The organism is Bradyrhizobium sp. URHD0069, assembly GCF_000701345.1.
Classification (GTDB): domain Bacteria; phylum Pseudomonadota; class Alphaproteobacteria; order Rhizobiales; family Xanthobacteraceae; genus Bradyrhizobium.
Genome location: NZ_JNIJ01000009.1, coordinates 90,384 through 112,375, shown reverse-complemented (window position 1 = coordinate 112,375; position 21,992 = coordinate 90,384). Strand labels below are relative to the sequence as shown.

Sequence of the window (21,992 nt, the reverse complement as noted above, 5' to 3'; positions counted from 1 at the left end):
CGTGAGAGGCCAAACAGCACGCCATTGACCGCTGGACGACATGCCGCGGTGACCAATTCTAGGCTTGCGTCACTCGATAACGCCCGCGATAAGAGGACGCAGTTGTGAACCTAGCTCGGCTCGTCGACGGGCTTCAGCAAACCGGCCTCGCTCAGGGCTCGCACGGCTTCCTTGATGATCTCCCAAGGCAGCTTGGAGCGTGCTGCAATGTCGAGCAGCGAATTCTCGCCGTCGGACATGTTCAGCAGCCATAAGAGAGCCATCTGGAAGTCTCCGGCCGAGTGCCCTCCGACCGTACTATACAAGCCATAATCGCCCAGCTTCGGTTCGCAGAACGGCTTGAGATTAAGATAACTGCGATTGTGTTCGATCACATCGATCGTCGTGAGGGCCTTCGCCAAGGAGTCGCTTAACGAGGCCGCGCAAACGAGATCCAGGTCGTCTGCCGAGGTGTGGTACTCCGGAAATTGTCCGTGGGGAGTGCGCATGAAACATCCAACGGGAAGATTAAGTCCGGGAGAACAGTATTGCCGCTCGTCATAGCCAAACGGCGAAAACGGCAAAATATCGAAAGCGCCCCCGCTCTGCTTCAAGACATACGTCCATGCCCGATCGATTTCGGCGTCACCGCGTCGGCTGGCCTTATAGCTTGGAGAACCTCTGTCCCCCACGCAGGTCAACACGAAACCATGTTTGATCTTGCTCAAATGGGACCGACGGATTGCGGCCCAGGTAATCGAACCAATGGTGCCGGGGATAAACAAGAAGCGATACGAGTACCGCAGATCCATGCTGCTGAGGCGCTTTGCCAGTGCGGAGGCAACGGCAATGCCAGACAGATTGTCATTGCAGAGCGACGGGTGGCAGACGTGGCAAGATATCAGCACTTCATCCGGGGATCGGCCACGCAGCAGGAGTTCGCCATAAGTCAAATGACCGGGTTCAAGCGAAGAATCGATGTGCACCTCATACACGTCCTCCGGCAATGCAAGCAACTGACGATGCTGCAGGCAAAATCCCCATGCTGGTTTGTAATATGACGTGCGATATGGAATCCAGTCCGGATGCTGAGGGTCCGAGAACAGATGCTCCCTGAGCTCGGCAAGCCCCATACGCGCATGAACAGGGACGCTGTAGCTGAGGACATGCAAATTGGAGGCACGGAAGTCTACAATGCGTTCGCCGGCGCTGTTTTTTATGTACGCATCCCGGATGTTCCATTCGAGCGGAACAGTCCAGTCGAAGACCCGTAGGCCAGACGGCACTTCGCAGATGGTGAGCGGGATCTGTTCAAGTATCAGATTGAGAGTTTTTCGAACTCCGTCACCCGTGATGCTCCGGCAGATCGGATAAAGGTCTGAAACAAAGCGGTACATCGACCGACCGTCATCGTCGGCGGATAGATTTATGGCCGCCATGGGCTCATCGGGCTTCTCGACATTTCGGCTCTGGACCGCGCCGTGCATCGCGTTATCTCGCCGTCAGACCACCTGGACCCATCGGAAGCACATCATTGGACGATCTGCGGCTCGGGGATCGGCACCACGAATTGCGCGCCCCACGCCCGGGCAAATGACAGCTGGTCGATGATCTCATGCTTGAGATTCCACGGCAGAATGAGGATGTAATCGGGTTTGGTCGCGTTGATCCGCTCGGGCTCATAGATCGGTATATGGGTGCCCGGCAAAAATCGTCCCTGTTTGTGCGGGCTGCGGTCAACCGTGTATTCAACGAGATCACGAGTAATGCCGCAATAGTTTAACAGGGTATTCCCTTTGGCCGGAGCGCCGTATCCGACGACGCGTTTTCCTGTCTGCTTGGCAGTTACCAGAAACTCGACCAGCTTCCGTTTCGTCTGCTCCGCGCGCTCTTCAAAAGCACGATATCCGCCGAGGCCTGCGAATCCGGCATCCATCTCTCGCTTCCGGAGATCTTCAACGCGCCTCGAAATCCGATGACGCCCGCCCGCGCTGTGTTGGGCAAAAATACGCAGCGACCCCCCGTGCGTCGACAATTCCTCGACGTCGAACAATGTCAGTCCATGCGCCGCAAAAATCTTTTCCACCGCTATGAACGAAAAATACGAAAAATGCTCGTGATAAATCGTATCGAGTTGGCACTCGGCGCACAGACGCATCAAATGAGGAAATTCCATGGTGACAATGCCTTGCTCGGCCAGCAGTATCTTCAATCCTTTGACGAAATCGTTCAGGTTGGGAACATGGGCGAGGACGTTGTTGCCAATCAGGAGATCGGCACGCAGACCCTCTCTGCGCAATGTCCGCGCAGTCGCCTCGCCGAAAAAGTCGACACGGGTAGGAATTCCTCTGTCACGAGCTACCACGGCGACGTTTCGCGCAGGTTCTATCCCCAGGACGGGCACCTCGCGATCAACGAAGTACTGCAGCAGATAGCCATCATTACTTGCGATTTCGACGACTTTGCTCTGTGAGCCGATCCCGAAGCGATCGATCATCGCACCAACGTATGTCTTTGCATGACGGAGCCACGACTCGCTATAGGAAGAGAAGTAGGCATAGTCCCCGAAAATATTCTCTGGACTCTCCCAGTCTTCGAGTTGGACCAGGAAGCACTCGCCGCAAACATAAACCCGCAGCGGAAACCGCAGTTCCTCGCGCTGGAGGTCTTCCTCCCTCAGGTAAGTGTTGGCGAGCGGTGACAGGCCGAGATCGAGGAAAACCTGACGCAACTGCGCGCCGCAAAACCGGCAGCCACTATGTCGCTCCTGCCGGGCGACCGTTGCCGCAGCGTTAAGCGAGCGGACGACAGGTTCATGGTTCAACATCGAGCGGCTCCTGGTGCGCGTCAACGATGGCTCATCGATTCGAATAATCGAGCTTACGGTTCGGCGGACCCGCCCACTTGACGGTCGTCAAGTCGCTCGCGTCTACACAGAAAACAAAGGGGATCTGTACCCTGATGGGCATCGGCAATGAGCCACAAGCCGTCAATGAAACCGATTGGCTCTCTGCACACGGTTTGGTTTATGCGCGCCGCACATCAGCCGTACGCAGCCTCGCTGAGGCTCATGCGCGACCTGAGTTCGTCCTCGATCTCGACGATCGGCTTCCACGCCGTGTCTCGTTGCGAAATAACACGCACCGGCAGCGGCCAATCCAGCCCGAGCGTCGGATCGTCGTAGCGAAGTCCGCCCTCGACATTCGGCGTATGGGGTTCGCCGATCAGGTAAGTCAATTCTGTGTCGTCCTCGAGCGTGATGAAGCCGTGCGCGAGACGCTTGGGGATATAGAGACCACGCCCGTTCGCGGCCGACAAAACGACAGCGAGGTGCTCCAGATAAGTGGGCGACTCCGGACGCAGATCGACGATGACGTCAAACACTGCGCCCTTCGTGCATCGCACATATTTCGTTTCAGCTGCAGGAGGATATTGGAAGTGCAAGCCACGCAATGTGCCTCGTTTCGCGTTGAAGCTGACGCTCGCCTGCGCGACCATGGACTTTAGTCCATGCGCAGAAAACTCTTCAGCGCAGAACACACGGGCGAAGTGACCGCGGTTGTCCTCTCGTCGATCAATGTCAACGGTGTATGCGCCCGCGAGCTTGGTTTCTGAGAAGATCATTCTTGCAGAGCCCGCAGTTTGCGAGATATCCCGGTTCAACAATCGCTTCGGCCTCGCCGGACATCTTCCTGCCGTCCCTGCCCTGCGTGGTCTAAGGCGCCATCCAAGGTCGATCCCTAGACTACGGCTCTGACGCCAAGTTGAGATTCCTCAAGTTGAGGGTCCGAACCGGCTGACTACTGGCATTTCCAGCACCGGAGTGCGGCATCGCCTCGCGTTCACGAGAGGACCATCTCAAACGCGCGCACGGCCGCCCGGAACAAAACGTAGATCCACGCGAAGGTGCAGCCGAGGGCGAATGTGACTACGAGAACCGCCCAATCTACGCCTCTCCTACCCACGGACCTTGCAACGGCGGGGTCAACAGGGCTCTGGTATGCGGGCCCCAGCTCATCTGTGTGCGACATTTGCTCAATCTCGGCCAGAGGACAGCACGCAGCGTAGTTCCCCTCTGTCGCAGCAATCTGAGAATTCTCAATAACGACATGAGAAAGACAGTCGATCCGAAAATCGTCAATCACAATGGCCTGAGCTGCGTCCGCCCGATGATCGCCCGCAATAGCTTCTTTTCGTCAGATTGCTGGCAGACGCTCGCGGTTCTCCCATGGAAGCGCGGCGGGACTGGTGACTATGGCTGCGAGCGACCGGCTCTCTCACGTCGCTGACGCGTCGCGTACGTCCGGGTTGTCGGCCGGCCCGAGCTTCGCGCGCCGGCCGTTAGCAAGGCAGGGCTTCTTCGGCGGACTATTCGACGAGCGGTGCTAGGCTCGGTCGCGGGTAGCCGCGATTATCATTGGGTGCTGGTAGCCTGACGGGCTTCGGCGCCGGCTAACACAGACGGCCTATTTGGCAATCCCTGATGACCCGTTCGGTTGACAGCACTGCGGACTCGCCGCCACTCCCCTTCCAGCAGCACCGCGGCCCAAAGCATATGACCCAGGACCCATATCGCAAACAAGTGCTGCAACCAGAGCATGCTACCAATCCCAAGGGAGTACAAACACTTGGCGATTTCTTATCATGAGCATCCGTTAGTCAAGCGCTCACCAGCTGGCAAACCACCCCGCCATGCCCGTGCATTGATTTAAAAAGTCTTGGCGGTGCCCCCCAGCTGTTCCCCATCCCAAGTCCCTGTTGCAGTCAGTTACCTGGGTCCCCGGATGTCAACCGGGTGGGCTGAATACCCAACGCTTTTTTTGATCGCCCTAAGCTCTCAGGTTTTTGTGCGGCGCAGCGTTTCGCGAGGCCCCTTTGCCAACGCGTCGGTCACTGCCTTCGTCTGCGTCGAGGACGGCCGCAGCACAACGGGCGTTGATTTCCGCGCCGATCGCGATCCGGGTCTCGGATCGTCGCTATCGGCTCACTGAAGGGATATTGCGAAAGGAGTTGAGGAGCACATGCTGTGTATCGACGGCGTGCCTACGCGATCGAGGGCATTCGCCGCAGCGACCACAGGCGCACAGCAGCATCAAAAGGCGTTATCCGGTTTCAGAACCCGGACGACAGTCACCAGCAAGATGCGGATGTCCAGCCACAGCGACCAGTACTCAATGTACCAGAGGTCGCTCTCAACGCGTCGTTTCATCATTGCTATTTCGGGCGTCTCGCCACGGAACCCGTTGACCTGCGCCCAGCCGGTGATGCCGGGCTTCATTTTGTGCCGGATGGCGTAAGTCGCAATCAGTCGATCATATTCATTGTCGTGCGCAAGGGCGTGCGGACGCGGACCGACCAACGACATCTCGCCCCGCAGCACATTGAGAATTTGGGGAACCTCATCGATACTGAGTTTCCGCAATAAAGCACCGAGATGAGTCACACGCTTGTCATTCCTTGTGGCCTGAACAACGACTGGACCATCGTCAAGCGTGGACATCGTTCTGAACTTGAAGATCCTGAACTGCCGTCCATTGAAGCCGACCCGCGTTTGCAGAAAAAATGCAGGCCCCGGCGACTCCAGACGTATCGCCGCGGAGATCACAGCGAAGAACGGCATCAGAAGAACGAGGGATATAGCGGCCAAGAATCGATCCATGCCTTGCTTCAAATTGCGTTGCACCGCACTGAGCGGAGCACGCTGGAGTTGCACGGCCTTCGTTGGACCAAATTCGAACAATGGGCGATCCAGCACACGGCCGGTCGTTGTGTCCGGCACAAGTTTGACAGGAACCGGAAGTATTCGTAGCTCGTTTTCGACCGCGCCGAGGAGGTCCGTTAAACTCCACGGAATCGCTACGATGATTTCCTCGATATTCATTTCCCGGACGTAGCGGATCACTTCCCGCAACCGCGCTTTCAATGCCTCTTCGTCAAAAGTCCGATCCAGGGCCACTGGCAGCGGAAAAACGCGTACCACGGCATACCCGTATCTTTCCAAGGCAGATAGCGCGTCATTGGCAGCAATCTCTTCCGCCAATCCGACCAGAATTACCCGGTTGGGCTTCAGCGCGCCTGACGAGATGACAACGGTACAGACGTGCGCAACGGCAAGCCGCATCACGGCGGTGACAACGATTCCGCTGGTAAAGAACAAGAGCATTTCGCCGCGTGAAAATGCCGCTCCAATCTTCAGCAAGAACACAAGGGTTGCGAGAAATACAAACACCATCAGCCAAATCAGCGTGGAGCGTCCCACCTGCCACTTGAGCCGAAGCAAGTTCGGCGCACGATAGAGTTGAGCCGCATGGCCAAACGCCGAATAGAGCGTGGCGACAGCGATCCCTGAACCGAGATAACTTTGTCCCTCACCATTTCCCCGAAGGGCCACGGCATCGTACAGAAAGCCAGCTCCGACGCCCAACAGCACGATCCAGATCAGGTCGAACATCGCAACCAGCGGCGACATGACGTTGAGCGAGATCGGGACGGCGAGCTGGTCGCGAGAAGCTGAGCGGGCCAGATCGGCCACAATGCTGGTATCACGCGCTAGAGACATTCGAGACCTCTTGATCGCGAGAATGGACAGACGGCTGTTGCGGGCTAATCGCCGGCTATGCGCAGGAGACCGGGCAAATTGATAAAGCGAATTGTCTTGCGGTTCGGCAAATCAATGAGCCCTTTCATCCTGAACTCGGCCAGCGTGCGACAGACAGTTTCGAGGGATGTACCCAAATGATCCGCGATATCGGCCCTCGGAAGCAGGAGCGAGAGCGCGAGCGGCCGTTTCGGGTCTTCAGGCAAGTGATGGCGAATGCGCAAAAGAAACCCCGCAATTCGGGCGACACTGCTCTTCTGGCTCATGGTGACGACAAGAGACAACGTCTCGGCAAGGACCTGGTGAGCGCCGCAGGGTTCGCTTTGTTGGCAGATGCCAGAAGCCGCCGAACGCTGCACCCGACAATTGGTTACCGCCTCAGCCGTTATCCGCTGACATGAGGATTGAGTTGGCATGACCACGTCGCCGGGCCAATAAAAAGCCAGAATTTGCCGGTTACCATTTTCGAGCAGCCGAACCGCCCGGATCACGCCTTCTATTATTTTTATCTTCTGGGCTTGATGCTCGCCCTCCCAGAAGAGCGCTCGTCCACGCGGAATCAGCGATGATGCGGATTGGCGACGGTGCTCAGCAAATTCTTCGCGGGACATCCCGCGAGGGAGCGGCGCAGCGCCCCCCGTGCCGATCTGTGGAATACCCATTTGCCCAACCCTCATTGACACACGCCGGCATCTGGAGGGTTGCACGTAGAAAGATTTAAGAAAATTCAGCTTAAGGCACTAGACAGCCGGCAGTTCCCACTAGCCCTTTCGGCTTAGGCCGAAAGGTACGATAATCTATGCGATTAGCCTTGGAAAAGCGGTTGCGGGGATAAATCTTCTACCGCACCCTTCCGCGATATGGTTCGAAAGGTATCGCCACGCGGCTCCCGCACAAACGCCTTCGCTGCACGTAGGCTTTATCTGCTTTTGCTTCAGTCTTCGAGAAGCAACGATCGATTATTAACAGCTTTCGAGCTTAAGTTGCGCGTCCAATGACGATGCGCCATTGTCACGACACGTGCTCGAACGTCACGACGCTCCAATGACCGCAGGAGCCGGGGTTAAGGGGCAACGATCCGACTTTTCACAAAGGTCTTATGCCGGCACCGATCAACAAGGTCCTATTTAGTTCAATCCTCATTGTCGCGATGCGGGCGAGTATTATTGCCTGCAAATTCGGACTCGCAATTTTCATCGGACGCTATCTTGATCTATCGTCGCTCGGTCTCTATGGGCTGGCCGCCGGCGCTGTTAGCCTCGGGCCAGTCGTGATCGGCATGGGCATGGTTCATCTCATCATGCGCGATGCGGTCACGCTGTCCTTACGCCAAGTGACCATCGACCTGCGGCACTATTGGTCTTTCACCACTTCGGTATATGCCCTGGTGCTTACGTGCGTCGTCCTGATCGCAATCACGTTTGGCGCCTCTGAATTGTGGTCCCTTGTCATCGTCATCATGCTGTTTGAACATTTTGGAAACGATGTTTTTCAGCTGCTCTCGAATCTCGAACGCCCGCTGCTGGCAAATGTAAGCGCTTTTCTTCGCGGTGCAGCCTGGATTCTGATCTATGTCCCAATCGCCATCTGGGAACCTAGCTTTAGGTCCAATGCTTTCCTGTTCGAGTTCTGGCTGGGAGGCAGTGTATCGGCGTTCCTGTTGTTCGTGTGGGCAAGCCGATCCTGGCCATGGAAGGCGGCGTTTTCGTTTCCCTTCAAGCGAGCCTGGATTACGACGACAATCAAAAAGGCTTTCGTGATTTACGTCAGCGATCTAAGTTTTGTCGGGAGCCTATATCTTGACCGCTACTTGGTTACTTTGTTTTTGGGATTGCAGCTTGCTGGCGTCTATTTTCTTTACTGGTCGGCCGCAGCCGCCGTCACCACGTTCGTCAGCATTGCGGTCCTGCAGATTCAGCGTCCGCGCTTGATCAAGGCCTATCACGATGGTGGAGCGCCGGCTCACCAGCAGCTTACCACCAAGTTTATGAAAACCACGATATCGGCTACTGCCGTGTTCAGTGTTGCAGTCGGATGCGCGTTCTACGTAGTGCTGCCGTTTCTGAAGCAACCGTCTGCAGCAGATTACCAAGCGGCGTTCTGGCTGATCATGGCTGGAATGGGGATGCGCAACATTGCCGACTTCGGGGCAATGGCTCTCTTCACCTCCCGTCGCGACAAGATCATGACTTTCACAAACCTGGCAGCAGTGATCGTGCTCACTATCGCCCAAGTGCTGTTGCTACCCATTTCCGGACTCTACGGCGCGGGTGCTGCGATCCTGTTCACTTTTTCAGCGATAACGCTCTGGCGATACAAGCTTCTGTTCAGTCCCGCATCGTCTGGAACGCAATCCAGACCATTATTTTAGATTAATAGCGCCGTGTCGCAGCGGCCCTTGGGCAGCTTGGCTCCACGCTTTTTCGGATGCGCTCCACTCGTCAATGGATCCACTGAAGTCCTTCATCATAAATCTTTCGTGCTTGAATCTGCCCTCAGCGCGGATGCTCGATCCGATTAGTTTGGCAGCCATGAATGCCGCTTCTGTGCGATTGCGGGCGCCGAGCGCGCGCAACAGAGCAGCTGTGTGAATCTTGGTTGTACCTTCGGCTATACTCAGGTGCGCCGCAATTTCCTTGTTCGACATACCTTGCGCGATCAAAGGCAGGATTTCATTTTGCCGACGGGTAAGCCTAAGGCTTTCCACCCGAGTGTTGATTGAAGGCGGAACCTCCGGTCTGTCATCGTCGCCATCCGCGATCCACCGTGGAACGTATATTCGTCCAGAAAGCAGATCGTTAATCGCCGTGAGTAGCTCCTCGTCTGGCTGAAGCTTGTGCACGAAGCCATGAAATCCGGCCGAAAGGCAATTCAGCACGTCGGCCCGAGTGTTCGACGCCGACAACACGGCGAAACGCGTCGTTGGGCTCAGTTCGTGTACTTCCTTCAACAGATCGAGCAACCGGTAGCTCAGGGATCCGGAGTCGATTAGGACTAGGTCAAAGCACCGGCTCTCGGCCAAAGCTTCGAACCCTGAGGCTTCGACCACGCGCGCACGCTGAATTCTCGCCTCGATCAATTCCCGGATGCCGCTCCGGTAAACACGGTGTTCGTCGATCACTAAGATCACAGACACGGTACAATCCCTTAAGTATTAAGTACCAACTCTTTCCAATCACCCCCAAAGTCTATTTCCAAGTTGAATTTCAAAGATGTTATTTTATTTTATCTCTTCTGTGGCGCTCGGCAAAACTCCGATCTCGCACCCCAAGCCGTACCTCGGGAGCAAGAATGCTCCCCCCTCGCGCTGAGGCCGCACTTGCCGGAGGCTCGATGCCGCAATGCGATGATACTACTCCAACATTCAAATTAGTCAAAAACTTTTGTCCCTCAGCGTATGTACGGTTGGAGGGATTTCGACGTGCCGCGGGTTCGCGCCGGTTAACTTTAAGCACGCGACTGATCGTCAATCCGCCCCCGGTAGGAAAGAGAGCCGAAGAAGTTGCATTGCCGATTGCCGGCACCGCTCGTGCTGACCACCGCTCACAGATGATCCCCTCAATCAATATAACGGAGCTCGCTCCCAATTGAGCGCGCTGCTGACAATCGCGTCGAGATTGTCAAATTGCGGTGTCCATCCAAATTCGGACCGTGCCACGCTGGAATCTGCCACGATAGCGAGAGGATCTCCGGGCCGTCGGTTCGAAAACCTGATGTCGAGTTTCGTCCCATTCACCCGTTGCACAGCGTTCAAAATCTCAAGCACCGAATATCCACGGCTGTAGCCGCAATTCGCCGTAAGATTTTGTCCACCTCCCCTAAGACGGGTCAGTGCAAGCTTGTGGGCAAGCGCCAAGTCCTTGACGTGAATGTAATCTCGAATGCACGTTCCGTCAGGCGTGGGATAGTCCGTACCGAATACCTCTATGAATTTTCGCTTGCCCAGAGCGGCTTCGCTCGCAACCTTTATTAAATGCGTGGCACCCTTGGTCGCCTGCCCGGTTCGACCTCCCGGGTCTGCGCCTGCGACATTGAAATATCTTAGAACCGTATACTTGAGGCCGTGCGCATTCGAGATATCCTCCAACATCCATTCCGACATCAACTTGGAGCGCCCATAAGGAGACTGAGGTCGAAGAGGACTGTTCTCGTTGACCGGTTCGAAACCGGCCGCCCCGTACACCGCAGCCGTTGACGAAAAAATAAAATGCGGAACATGCCCCATAACCGCCGATTCTATCAGCGTTCGCGTTTTGCAGGTGTTGTTATGATAGTAGCCGAGCGGGTTAACGATCGATTCTGGGACCACTATTGATCCGGCGAAATGAATAATCGCATCGATCTCGTATTCGGCTATCACGCTAGCCAGCAGAGTCGGGTTGCCGACATCCCCGACCACGAGTTTGGCAGGGGAAGAAACGGCGGCTTCAAACCCCGTGGAAAGGTCGTCCAAGACGACAACGGTCTCGCCCGCGTCGGTCAACTCAAGGACTGTTTGGCTGCCAATGTAGCCGGCGCCACCGGTAACCAGAACGGGCATTCGCTGCTTTTCCATTGCTCTCTAAATGAGACCGCCGGGATCGAAGCTAATGACAGATCTGACGAGTGAAAAGAGATTTTTGCGGTTCGCCGTGTTGGGTTTCGAATTGTTTGCCGCAGCACCAAAAGTGCGCGTCCCGCCCCTGGTTAAGATGTACGGGCCGGCATGAATGCCGCGGGCACAACGGAACAATCGGGGCGCGTTCCTAGCCCCTGCTCAACGGATCCTGTTTCTCGATCTTGTTTCACGCCACCGCTACAGAACGAGCTTTCAAGGTCTCAAAAACTGGCCGCGGCGGGAAGCATTTCCTCGATCGGCGTCCACAAAAGTCGGGGGTCGAGCTGCTCGGTACGTCGGAGGTGACGCAATTCGGACAAGCGTGTGAACGGCGCGGAATTGAACATTACCTCGTCGAGCTGAATCCGTTGAAATACCGTCTTCAACTGCAATGCTCCCCTTTCCGCACTCCACTGACATTTGAAACCCGGCATGCGTTCCTTAATCTTCGCGAAAGATACCCGGTAGCTGCGATTGTCCGGACCGCTGGGACCGTACGTCACCTCGCAGCCGGGAAACGTCATGCTGATGATTTCCGCGATCTCGCGCACGGTGTAGTTTTGTGTTTCAGTGCCGACATTGAAGGCTTCGCCGCATACGGCCTCTCTGGGGGCTTCGAGCGCGCCAAGGATCGCCTGGCAGATATCATCGACGTGGACCAGTGGACGGCATGGTGTCCCATCGCTCATCACGCGAATCTTGCCTGTCGTGAAGGCAAACCCAGCCAAATTGTTGAGGACCAGATCAAAGCGCTGCCGGGGCGACGCCCCGAATGCGGTCGCATTGCGCAGGAAGACCGGCGTGAAACGCGAATCGACCATCGCACTCAGTTCGCGCTCGACCAGCACCTTGCAGCGCGCGTAAGCGGTCTGCGGATCGACCATTGACGTTTCGGATTTGAGTTCAGCCCCCGCCGCTCCATAAATGCTGCAAGACGAGGCGTACACAAACCGTGCGACGCCGGCGGCTTTGCATTTCCTCGCGAACTCGACCGACCCGCGATGATTGATCTCCATCGTGATCTCGGGATCGTTCTCTCCCAAGGGATCGTTTGAGAGCTCGGCAAGATGCACTACCGCGTCCAGTCCCGACAGTTCCGATTGCGACAACTGGCGAACGTCTTTGGAGATGACCATCGGCCGTGTGCGACCGTCGTCGAACAGCCAGCCGCGCCGATAGAGCCCAGTGTCGATGCCAGTCGCTTCATGACCGCGATCGAGCAATTTGGGACCGAGCACAGCGCCGATATAGCCGTCTGCCCCGGTGTACAGGATGCGCATCGGTGTTCCCTCAGATGTGGGCCTAAGCAGTTGTCGCGGGCTGGGTGTCAGAAATATCCTTCAGCGGCGTCCCAGGTTCGTTGTTCCAAACACACCAGGGTGGTTTGCCGCTGTCCCAAAGCTCCTGCAGGATCGCCCTGTCCCGGAGCGTGTCCATGTTCTGCCAGTAACCGTGATGCCGATAGACCGCGAGTTGATCCTGCTCGCTTAGCCGCGCAAGCGGCTCGTTCTCCCAACTAGTGCTGTCGCCGTCGATGAGATCGAGCGCTTCTGGTTCCACAACGAAGAAGCCGCCGTTGATCACCTGCCCGTCGCTGGCGTCCTTTTCCCGGAAACGGGCAGCACGCGGCCGATCGGAAGACAGGTTGATTGCGCCGAAGCGGCCGGGCAGCTGAACGGCCGTGACGGTCGCAAGCGCGCCTTGTTGGTGATGAAAAGTGATCAGTTCGCGAATGTTAACATCGCTGACGCCGTCGCCGTAGGTAAGGCAGAACGTCGAGTTCCCAAGATAGTCCCTGACCCGCTTGAGTCTGCCGCCGGTCATCGACTTTTCGCCGGTATCGACCAGCGTGACCTTCCATGGCTCGCTTCCGTTTCGATGAGTCTCGATCCGGTTGCGTTGAAGGTCGATCGTGAAATCGCCCTGGTGGGCCATGTAACTGAGAAAGTAGTCTTTGATGATCGAGCCCTTGTAGCCACAGCAAATAACGAAATCGTTCAGGCCGTGGTACGAATAGAGTCGCATGATGTGCCAGAGGATCGGCCGACCGCCGATCTCGACCAACGGCTTCGGCAGCACAGAGGTGTGTTCGCTCAGCCGTGTTCCATAGCCGCCGGCAAGAATGACTACTTTCATCAGCTTCCCCTGCCCTCTTGGTTGTTGCTATGGCGTTGGCCAGACAGCCGACCGCCTGGGCGAACGCTCGAATGAAGTTCTAGGCGACGCCGCCGAAAGCAAGTTGATAACCGTCAACTCCGATCTCACCCGCCGTCGTGGCGTCATATCCACGATCGGCTAAATCGGCCGACAAGGCGGCGCAAAAACCGTTCTCGACCGAAGCTTGTCGGATCCGGACCGATACGCCCATCCGCTCTGTCAAGGCCCGCGATCGTCGCGTGGTCCTCCTTCGTCAGCGCGAAACTGAACACATCTATGTTCTCGACGATGCGAGCGGGCGTCGCCGATTTCGGGATTGCCACGAACCCGTTCTCGATGTGCCAGCGCAACACGACCTGCGCCTGCGTCCGCCCGTGACGGTCGGCGATCGCCTTGAGCGCCGGATCGGCGAGGCCCCTGCCCTGGCCGAGCGGACTCCAGGCCTCGGTGACGATGCCATACCGCTCGTGTGCCTCCCGCAACGTCCGTTGCTGAAAGCCTGGATGCAGCTCGATCTGGTTTACGGCCGGCACGACTCCTGTATCGCCGATGATGCGCTCCAGGTTGTCGGTCGTGAAATTGGAGACGCCAATCGATCTCACGCGGCCCTGCTTCCTCAGCTCGATGAAGGCACGCCAGGTGTCGACATAGGCTGCGCGTTGCGGACAGGGCCAGTGAATGAGGTAGAGATCGATGACGTCGAGGCCGAGTTTGGCGGCGCTTGCCTCGAACGCGCGCAGCGTCTGATCGTAGCCCTGGCTGTCGTTCCAGAGTTTCGTCGTCACATGGAGCTGATTCCGCGGCACGGCGGTGCCTTTGAGCGTTCGCCCGACCCCGGCCTCGTTGCCATAGTCTGTCGCGGTGTCGATCAAGCGATAGCCGGCATCGATTGCGGTTCCGACGATCTCCGGAGCCTTCAAGTCATCGATCTGCCAGACGCCAAAGCCGAGTTGCGGGATGCTGTGGCCGTCATTGAGGGAGATATGCGGGACCTCGGGTCTGCCCGTCACTGTCCGTCTCCGGCTTGAGACGTGATACCGCATCCTGGCTGCGAAGCCAGCTACGGCGGGACCACCGATGCGCCATGTTCCGTTACGGGCTTTACCTGGTCGTCTGCAATCGAATGGTGAGGTCTGACAATCTCAAGTACTGCTGCGGGCCGAAGCACATCGTAGCTTGCACGAGCACCGCGCTTCGTGATGTTCCTAACCCAAGTGCGGACCGCAAGCGTATGACTTTCGAACAGCAAATAAAAGATGAACGATACTGACAAAGCACACAGCATGAAGACCGCATCGAGACCCAGCGATGCAAACGTAAACTCGTTATGATCGCTGGCCGCCATGACGTTCAGAAGTAACAGGATCGGGTAGTGAATCGCATAGATCGAGAAACTGAATTTTGCGATTTCCTTGGTGAACCGCAGGGATGATGGCAAAGATATCTCTGTGATTTCCAAGCTTAAGATAGCTGCTGCTGTAAGCAGACCTATTGTGAGGTAGTACGCTGCCCAGGACGCGAGCAATCCCTTGATGGATAGAATGTAGATCCCGCCAAGGCAGATCAGAAACCCAAATAGCCATGCCAGGACCGGCGCGACGATGGCGTAGACGAGAGCACCGCTGCACCAGATCAAAAAATAGAAGATGAATTTTAGCCCTGTATGTGTTCCCCGGACATCTGATTTCTCCGCGATCACAAACAGCACAAAGATCCCGACGATCAGCAAAGCCATGGATGGTGTTTTGCGAACCGAGACTAGTGCAAATATAAGCACGTAGTACCAAAACTCGTTGGACAAACTCCACAAGGCCAGGTTACCGGCGTATGTGGAGCAGGTGATTGTCTGCAGAAATAAACCGTTGCAGATAGCAGAGGCTGGACTGACGCTGGCCGAGAACAGCCCGGTGGCGAGAAAAAAGTCATAGTGCGAGGCTACAAACGCCTGCCACCCGCCCATATGCCTCGCTGAAACATAAGCAAAGAAGGAAATCACAAGCGCAGGTATAACCACAACGTAGAGTCGCACTGCTCTTGCTGAAAAGTAATCGATAGCGCTTAGCCCGCCATTTTTAGCTCGAACCAGCGCTGGTCCACCAACCAGGTAGCCGCTCAGGACGAAGAAAACCACTACGGCGGCAATACCGTGCGCGCTCAACGCCCACAGGGCAGAGTAGACAAAAACGACGGATGCATCGTAGCTCGCCCCTGGAACTTGCTCTTGAAACATCAGCTGATAGCTGTGAAACGCCAGGACTTCCACGACTGCCAGTCCACGCGCCAAGTCGAGCCAATCGGGAAGATTGGGGGGCATCACGGCTTTTGACCGGAAACCTATCACGTCTTTCGTCCCTCCACCTTGCGGATCACCGTGAATGGCAAGATGACAAGATGGACTGGTGAGAATTCAAAAGCATACTCCAAAACCCTATCCGTCACGTTCTCCAAACAAGTTGACGATTCTCAATAACAGCTGCATCGGTCGACTTACTCGCCCATTGCGATACCGCTTCTCGACGGCATGGCCGTCGCAGGGCCGGTCCGCAGGTGCCAAGGACGTTCGAAGCGATATGCCTGGGCGTCTGTCCCATTTCCGAAGGAGCGTGTCATTTCGCCACCCGAAATCCGGAGCTGGGCGCGAGACTTGACAATCGTCAACTCGTTGGTCCGCCGGGCGCGCATTACTTGGAGGTATGACGCACGTCGTCTGAGTGCATAGTCCGTGCCCCGTGGTCAACTGTGGGAGCTATTCGCCGTGCAACAAAGCAATTACAACTATGCTCACATGCTTACTGATATGCTGCCGATTCTCTGGCGACGGCGGCGGGTGATATATGCCGCCCTCGTTCTTACATCAGGCGCGGCATTTCTGTTCTATAACACTGTCGGCGAACGCTACGAAGCATACACCCTTATGCGCGTCGGCCAGGGGATCAAGGATCGGTCGGCGGGCGCTGGGAGTGGTCCTTTTGGGGAGGGCGGCGTCGACCTCGTAAGTCGCATCGACTCGCTAGCCCGGATTGCAACCACTGACCACGTGGTTGGTCAGGCAGCCTCGACGGTTGGCCTCGCCCGTATGTTCCCGAACAACGAGCCAGGCTTGCTTTCCAGGAGTCTTCAATGGCTAGAACAGTTCGATTTGCCTCAACCGTTCAATTTTCTCAAATCGCAATCTCTGAATGAGACCAAGGGTCACGCGAGTGGACCTGAGGCTAACAGGCGGGAAGCAATTGCGGCACTCCGTGACCTTATCACCACAAGGGCGGAAGGGCGATCCGACCTTCTGCGGATATCATTCCGTTATCCTGATCCGGCCATCGCGGCAGATTACCTGAACGAACTTGCGAACGTATTGGTGGCCACCCAGGCCGACCTCGTTCAGGTTCCAGGCGCGGGTATTTTCTTTCAACAGCAATCGAAACGACTGGAGCAGGACGCCGAGGCAGCGGCCACCGAACTTCGGAATTTTTCAGTCTCGGCCGCGATTTATTCCGTCGCCGACCAGCGCTCGCTGCTTCTCAAGCGAGCCGACGAACTGGACTCCCTGATTGCCTCAACGCGCGGGGCGATCGAAGAGCGAAAAGGCCAGAAGCAGGCAATTCTGGATCAGCTACTGATACTGCGACCTGTATACCAATCGAGAACAGTTACCGGCATCGTGAACAACCTTCGCGGACGCGATCACAAGGACAGCGAAAACGCGGTCGGGACGGTGCAAAGCGAAGAAGCACCGCCATTGCTTCTTGTGAAGGTGTATCAGGACGCCATGGCGAACCTGCTAAAGGTCAACACTGATCTAAATGGCTCACTCAGAGTCGAAAAGCACCTTGTCGCCGAACTTGAGAAGATCAATGCGGAGCTGGCGTCTCTCTCATCAAAGGAGGCGGAATATGACCGGCTGAAGCGCGTGCTCACCAGAGCTTCAGGTGCGGCAGACCATTACGGAACCCGCGTGATCGAGGAACAGATCAATCAGGATATTGCCAAAAAGTCCCAGCTATCGAGCGTTCGGGTGGTTCAGCAGGCAGAGCCATCAATTATGCCCGTGTTTCCGCGGGCAATACACCTTGTCGTGCTGGCGGCCCTCGGGGGCATAGCACTGGGGTCGGCATTTGCAGTGATGCTAGAACTCACGCGCGTACGCCGACGTGATGAAGGTGAGGACGGAGTTGGAAGAGCGATCGAGGAAGTGGTCCGACGGTCCGTGCGCAGCCACCTTAAGGAAATTCAGGCGGCGGAGTGACCAACCAGTTGGATCGGCAAAACCCGAACGGGTGGCGTCTCCGATGGGGCCGATAGCAAATGCCTCACAGGAGCCTTGATGGCCTATTTGACAGACAACGTTGTAAGCCTTTCCAAACGCGCCGCCGAATCGGCGAATCCGCAATATTTCGTTGCAATTCTTGCTTCGATTGCACTGATAAGTGTTCTTACGCTCTTCTATCACTTACTGATTTCTCCAATATTTAATGTCGCCAGCAATGCCGTGAGTATCGCGCTCGTCGCGTATGCCGCTTTTACCGTATTCCGGTCACGGCATAGCAGCACTACAAATGTATTCTACCTTGCCGCCGCCTGCACATTCACGTGCCTGAGCATCGTCTTCAATTTTCCGACCGCGTCAGTAGTTGACGGAATTAAATACCTGTCGATTTACGTATTTTATGCGGCTGGCCACGCCTGCGCCGCCAAACTTCGTCCAGTTGAAATTCGGTACATTTGTTTTCTCGCAGCATTACCGATATTTTTCTTCCTGGCATTCGGCAACAGCAGAATTCCCGAGTTGATCCAGAACAACGGCACGAATATATTTTCCTATTTTGCCAACATGAATGTAGCCACTTTGTATTTCTCTGCCCTGATATTCACCTTGGCGGAGCGGCTCGGGGTGCGCGCCATATTCTTGCAGTTTCTGAATGTCGCGCTGATGAACAAGATCGGAGTGGCGGTGGCAACCATCGTTGCCATTAGCGTGTGGATTGCTGTTCCGTTGAGAAAGCAGTCAGTGATCGCGCTAGCGATCTTTATTCTTGTCGCGATCGTCGCTTTCTGGGCTGGCGCCTTCGACCGCGCTATAGCTACCGTCGAAAGCATGAACCTGCTGGCCCAGTTGGGTCCTGAGGTTGTTTCCAGGTTGTCATTTAGGGAGTTGGTTCAACTCACGGGAACCACGGATCTATCCGGATTTTTCCGTCTGATGCACTGGGCTAATATATGGGACATATACTCCAGCGGCAGCCTTGGTACACTGCTTTTTGGATACGGGATTGGGCAAACACCGTATTTAACGGTTTTACATTTGGTCCCACACAACGACTATCTCCGCATTCTCGCAGAGTACGGATTGATTAACCTGGCTGTGTTCGTATGTTTTCTACTGCATGTATTGTTCAACCTGAAGACGGGTCTTACTAAAGTCCTCTTTATGGTATTATTGATATACTTCTTTTCCGAAAATCTGGTCGACCATTTCGTCTCGATGGCGCTTTACTTTACGTACGCAGGACGATTCTCGGCGATGCCAGGCGAAGACGCGCTCGAAAAGGCGTTGCGCTCAGTCCGAGCTTGGGCCGCTGCTGAGAGGAACAACTAGGCCTCGGGCACGAAAGCCCATGCCGGCACAGATGCTGCTGGCGGCGGACGGCGACGACCGTGGCTCGGAGCAGAGCGCAAAACTCACTCACCGACGAAGCCGCGCGAGCGCGAGACGGTGCCGCCTGGCGGATGACGATGTCATCCGGGTCTGACGACGGTTTGGCGGTCTCGCCAATCTTTGGAGAACGCCTGTCTGAGATGCCGAAGTCGTTCTGCTATTGGCCTTGGACAGAGAATGATCGCCGCAAACCTCAGGACTGATGGTTTGTCCACAATCATCAAGTCGCTCCGAAAGCGCCATACGAACATCAAAATCTCCGGCACGCTGGCGCCGTTGCTGCGATGATACGTCAAAAATACCAAGGCCCGGCGAGAGAAGCAGCGTCTGGCTTGACGTTTGACTTCTTCACGTAGCGATGGGACCTTGATGCGCTCGTCCGCGTTACGCGCAATGAGATTCGCGACTTTCCAACCGTCGCACAAAATCTGCGCTACACTCAATCTGGCTGTCTCCGAGTTGTCATGAAGGTTGAAGGTCGCGCACGCCTCGTTGACGAAACCGACTTTACCTTCGAGCAGAAGAGGCGCCCACGTTCCAACGTCCGCTGTATGAGGCAGGTCGAGGGGAATTCCTCCTCGTAAACGCAAGGTTTCCGTGCGCAGCATAACGCTGCACATCGTAACAATAATCTCATCCTTCAGGAACTCCAAAAGGACATCAATCCCATTCCGCAGTCCTGATCCGAGACGTCTACTGGTGCGAGCCGGAATGGTTCGCCCCGATGAGGATAAACGAAAATTAGTCAATGCGACGACGATCGGAACTTGTGATTGCTTTCCGGCAACATCAACGCACCGTTCCAGTAACCAGGGGCATATACTGTCGTCATCGGAAAGTAAAACAACGTATTCGCCTCTGGCAGCTGCCACACATGCGTTCCAATTCGGTAGGAGCCCGATGTTTGTTTCCTGCCTCAGTACCCGGAGCCTTTTGTCGTTGAACTCCCGCAGCACCTCTTCTGTATTGTCGGTCGATGCATTATTCGAAACAAGTATCTCGATATTGGCATAGGTCTGCGATAACGCCGATTGAATGCACCCCCTAAGCAATGCAGCTCTGTTGAATGTTGGAATGGCAATCGTAATGAGGGGGCCGTCTGCCGATTCGAACGTAATTTCTGAGGGTGACATCGCACATTCCTGTCTTGGCAGTGAGGGTGCAGTGGTCAACACCGACTAGCCGGCCGACTCCGCGAGTTCTTCAACACCCTTCTCGAGCTCCGGTCGTTGGGTCACTTGGTGATCAGAAATCGCCGCATATAACATTGATGATCAGATACGACTTGGGCATGAACAGGAACCGTTCAATGACAAATTGCCCTTCAGACGAAAGACTTCGAAACTCTTTTGCGGACAGGAGGTTGATTTCATCGAACAATTGCCGCGCCAACATTGCATTGCGCTCAACCAGTCAAAGAGCCCGTCCCATGGGTCCCGGCAACCAGTGCGTGATCTGTGGCACAGTAATGCTGCAGACCTACGGGAAATTGACGACCATCAAGTCATAAGAAGATCGACTATTGATCTTGTGCTCGATGAGCGCGACTTTCATCCCAGGGATGACCGGAGTCGCGGGTTTCCAGAATCTGGCCACCGAACGCTTTCAAGCTTGTAATGCTGCAGGTGGCATTCCTGAAGCGCAGCGTGCCCAAAATCGCCCCGCTTTGACAGCCCGCTAACGAGCTATCGGAGTTCCTGTCCTCAACCACCGATCACATCGAAGAACCGCCATTGCTCGACGTTCCCGATATTCTCTTTACACCTATGGCAACGGTAGGGAACGCGAGAGCTGTAACCATACGCGCCGATGTGCGCCCGAGCCTCAGGAGTTTCGGAAACGGCCCATGTTGGGCTACTTTTTCGAGGATCATGCTTTTGCGAGCAGCCCATTCAGACGGCTTAGGCGTGAGGTGATACTTGCCCAGCAGCCTGGGATGGAAAGGAAAACCCCAGACCTCCTGAAAACCTGCATGCATGAGAAACTGGTTCATGTCAGTGAATGAAAATTCTTTCAAATGAAATCCTTCCGCCTTCGAGCCGAAGGGCACAAAGTATTTGCTGATGTCATGTGGCCCGGAGAACGAATGCGGTGTGAGAACGACTAGATAACCTTCCCGGTCAAGCATCTCGTAACATTTGGCAAGAATGTCGGAAGTTTCATCCGGCACCAAATGCTCGATCACGTTGTCCATGACAATGACGTCGAAATTCGTTGGCGGATTGTAGTCAAGGATATCGCCATGCTGGACGTGCTCTGATTTGGCGAAGGGGCTAAGGTCTTGCTTCGCCTGTACAATTGAGGCTTGGGACACATCGATGCCATAACCGTCGTAACCATCCTTTGCGAGCGCCACCAACAAGTGGCCGCTCCCACAGCCTAAATCAAAGATCTTTGCGGTATGTTTGCGCGACGACGACAGTAGCGACTTCACGATACCCACCACTGTGTCGGTGTAATTGGTTTCGCCGGCGCCGGGATTATAATTCTCGATGATATTACCAATAACGTCGCTATAAGCTTGTTGGAACAACTGCCGGCGCTCATCCGATCCTTTTGGGGTTTCCAGAATCTGGCGGGCATATTGCCTTTCAGTTTCGTAGTGATGTTGGCGCCACTCCTGAAACGTAGCGGGTCCTGCCGATTTTCCATCCATGGCCGCAATCTCCACAGCGCCAGCCGCGCCCGTCATCGCAAGGATGCAACTGTCACACCCGGCATAGTTGATATCCGTCAATTACGGTTCGAACTTTGAACGAAGAGCATTCAACCACCCTACGGGTGGAACGGGAGCATTTATTGACGGTTGGCGGAGCCGATCGCCTTCCGCGGTCACGCAGGCGCTTATTGAGAATCGTCAACTTGGCCATCAGCGCGATGTATATTCTTGGCTCGTGGGGAGTATGCCGTTCAGCTCTTACGAGTTCATGTTTGTCTTCGTGCCACTCGCCCTCGTCGGTATCGTTGAGCTGCGTCTCTTCGCAGGTAATCTATCACTCTGTTTTGGT

16 protein-coding genes are annotated in these 21,992 nt (G+C 55.7%); 3 read left to right on the top strand and 13 right to left on the bottom strand.

Annotated elements, in window-relative coordinates; translation table 11 throughout:
• Nucleotides 1-110 precede the first annotated feature (110 nt).
• The 5 genes from N554_RS0103530 to N554_RS0103505 all read right to left on the bottom strand — a co-directional run bounded on the left by N554_RS0103530 (nt 111) and on the right by N554_RS0103505 (nt 7,239).
• On the bottom strand, nt 111-1,418 hold the full coding sequence (locus N554_RS0103530) for a DUF4910 domain-containing protein (RefSeq protein WP_029582211.1): 1,308 nt from the start codon (nt 1,416-1,418) through the stop codon (nt 111-113).
• Nucleotides 1,419-1,510: 92 nt separating this feature from the next.
• The gene (locus N554_RS0103525; RefSeq protein ID WP_081851093.1) at nt 1,511-2,806 is read right to left on the bottom strand and encodes a class I SAM-dependent methyltransferase; all 1,296 of its coding nucleotides are present in this window, start codon (nt 2,804-2,806) and stop codon (nt 1,511-1,513) included.
• 215 nt (nt 2,807-3,021) lie between these two features.
• Entirely contained in the window at nt 3,022-3,603 is a 582-nt protein-coding gene (locus N554_RS0103520) for a dTDP-4-dehydrorhamnose 3,5-epimerase family protein (RefSeq protein WP_029582209.1), read from the bottom strand.
• Nucleotides 3,604-5,071: 1,468 nt separating this feature from the next.
• Nucleotides 5,072-6,511, bottom strand: a complete 1,440-nt coding sequence (locus N554_RS0103510) for an undecaprenyl-phosphate glucose phosphotransferase (protein ID WP_245283511.1) — start codon at nt 6,509-6,511, stop codon at nt 5,072-5,074.
• Nucleotides 6,512-6,582: 71 nt separating this feature from the next.
• Complete coding sequence (locus N554_RS0103505) at nt 6,583-7,239, bottom strand: Crp/Fnr family transcriptional regulator (RefSeq protein ID WP_081851103.1); 657 nt, start codon at nt 7,237-7,239, stop codon at nt 6,583-6,585.
• Nucleotides 7,240-7,676: 437 nt separating this feature from the next.
• Between N554_RS0103505 and N554_RS0103500 the strand changes: the two genes are divergently transcribed.
• On the top strand, nt 7,677-8,948 hold the full coding sequence (locus tag N554_RS0103500) for a lipopolysaccharide biosynthesis protein (RefSeq protein ID WP_245283510.1): 1,272 nt from the start codon (nt 7,677-7,679) through the stop codon (nt 8,946-8,948).
• Here N554_RS0103500 and N554_RS0103495 read toward each other — a convergent pair.
• The 6 genes from N554_RS0103495 to N554_RS0103470 form a co-directional block, all read right to left on the bottom strand.
• Nucleotides 8,940-9,713: a LuxR C-terminal-related transcriptional regulator gene (locus tag N554_RS0103495; RefSeq protein WP_081851092.1), complete on the bottom strand. Its 774-nt coding sequence runs from the start codon at nt 9,711-9,713 to the stop codon at nt 8,940-8,942. The two genes, N554_RS0103500 and N554_RS0103495, sit on opposite strands and share 9 nt — an antisense overlap.
• Before the next feature lie 426 nt (nt 9,714-10,139).
• Complete coding sequence (gene galE, locus N554_RS0103490; protein WP_029582203.1) at nt 10,140-11,117, bottom strand: UDP-glucose 4-epimerase GalE; 978 nt, start codon at nt 11,115-11,117, stop codon at nt 10,140-10,142.
• Between the two features lie 278 nt (nt 11,118-11,395).
• On the bottom strand, nt 11,396-12,454 hold the full coding sequence (locus N554_RS0103485; RefSeq protein WP_029582202.1) for an NAD-dependent epimerase/dehydratase family protein: 1,059 nt from the start codon (nt 12,452-12,454) through the stop codon (nt 11,396-11,398).
• A 22-nt stretch (nt 12,455-12,476) separates the two neighbouring features.
• The gene (gene rfbF / locus N554_RS0103480; protein ID WP_051677295.1) at nt 12,477-13,310 is read right to left on the bottom strand and encodes a glucose-1-phosphate cytidylyltransferase; all 834 of its coding nucleotides are present in this window, start codon (nt 13,308-13,310) and stop codon (nt 12,477-12,479) included.
• Between the two features lie 143 nt (nt 13,311-13,453).
• On the bottom strand, nt 13,454-14,341 hold the full coding sequence (locus N554_RS0103475) for an aldo/keto reductase (protein ID WP_029582200.1): 888 nt from the start codon (nt 14,339-14,341) through the stop codon (nt 13,454-13,456).
• A gap of 50 nt (nt 14,342-14,391) precedes the next feature.
• The gene (locus N554_RS0103470) at nt 14,392-15,645 is read right to left on the bottom strand and encodes an acyltransferase family protein (RefSeq protein WP_081851091.1); all 1,254 of its coding nucleotides are present in this window, start codon (nt 15,643-15,645) and stop codon (nt 14,392-14,394) included.
• A gap of 441 nt (nt 15,646-16,086) precedes the next feature.
• Between N554_RS0103470 and N554_RS0103465 the strand changes: the two genes are divergently transcribed.
• The gene (locus N554_RS0103465) at nt 16,087-17,574 is read left to right on the top strand and encodes a GumC family protein (protein WP_156041759.1); all 1,488 of its coding nucleotides are present in this window, start codon (nt 16,087-16,089) and stop codon (nt 17,572-17,574) included.
• Nucleotides 17,575-17,652: 78 nt separating this feature from the next.
• Nucleotides 17,653-18,924, top strand: a complete 1,272-nt coding sequence (locus N554_RS0103460; RefSeq protein WP_051677292.1) for an O-antigen ligase family protein — start codon at nt 17,653-17,655, stop codon at nt 18,922-18,924.
• Between the two features lie 140 nt (nt 18,925-19,064).
• Here the strand turns inward: N554_RS0103460 and N554_RS37830 are convergent, their stop codons facing one another.
• Both N554_RS37830 and N554_RS0103445 read right to left on the bottom strand, forming a co-directional pair.
• Nucleotides 19,065-20,117, bottom strand: a complete 1,053-nt coding sequence (locus N554_RS37830; RefSeq protein ID WP_081851090.1) for a glycosyltransferase family 2 protein — start codon at nt 20,115-20,117, stop codon at nt 19,065-19,067.
• Between the two features lie 581 nt (nt 20,118-20,698).
• A complete protein-coding gene (locus N554_RS0103445) occupies nt 20,699-21,721 on the bottom strand; it encodes a class I SAM-dependent methyltransferase (RefSeq protein ID WP_156041758.1) in 1,023 nt (340 codons plus the stop codon).
• Nucleotides 21,722-21,992: the final 271 nt, after the last annotated feature.

Excerpts from the sequence above, each read along its gene's own strand:
- rfbF (WP_051677295.1), bottom strand. The coding sequence starts at position 13,310 with ATGAAAGTAGTCATTCTTGCCGGCGGCTATGGAACACGGCTGAGCGAA.
- N554_RS0103520 (WP_029582209.1), bottom strand. The coding sequence starts at position 3,603 with ATGATCTTCTCAGAAACCAAGCTCGCGGGCGCATACACCGTTGACATT.
- N554_RS0103505 (WP_081851103.1), bottom strand. The coding sequence starts at position 7,239 with ATGGGTATTCCACAGATCGGCACGGGGGGCGCTGCGCCGCTCCCTCGC.
- N554_RS0103530 (WP_029582211.1), bottom strand. The coding sequence starts at position 1,418 with ATGGCGGCCATAAATCTATCCGCCGACGATGACGGTCGGTCGATGTAC.
- N554_RS37830 (WP_081851090.1), bottom strand. The coding sequence starts at position 20,117 with ATGTCACCCTCAGAAATTACGTTCGAATCGGCAGACGGCCCCCTCATT.
- N554_RS0103470 (WP_081851091.1), bottom strand. The coding sequence starts at position 15,645 with ATGCCCCCCAATCTTCCCGATTGGCTCGACTTGGCGCGTGGACTGGCA.
- N554_RS0103525 (WP_081851093.1), bottom strand. The coding sequence starts at position 2,806 with ATGTTGAACCATGAACCTGTCGTCCGCTCGCTTAACGCTGCGGCAACG.
- N554_RS0103500 (WP_245283510.1), top strand. The coding sequence starts at position 7,677 with ATGCCGGCACCGATCAACAAGGTCCTATTTAGTTCAATCCTCATTGTC.
- N554_RS0103485 (WP_029582202.1), bottom strand. The coding sequence starts at position 12,454 with ATGCGCATCCTGTACACCGGGGCAGACGGCTATATCGGCGCTGTGCTC.
- N554_RS0103460 (WP_051677292.1), top strand. The coding sequence starts at position 17,653 with ATGGCCTATTTGACAGACAACGTTGTAAGCCTTTCCAAACGCGCCGCC.
- galE (WP_029582203.1), bottom strand. The coding sequence starts at position 11,117 with ATGCCCGTTCTGGTTACCGGTGGCGCCGGCTACATTGGCAGCCAAACA.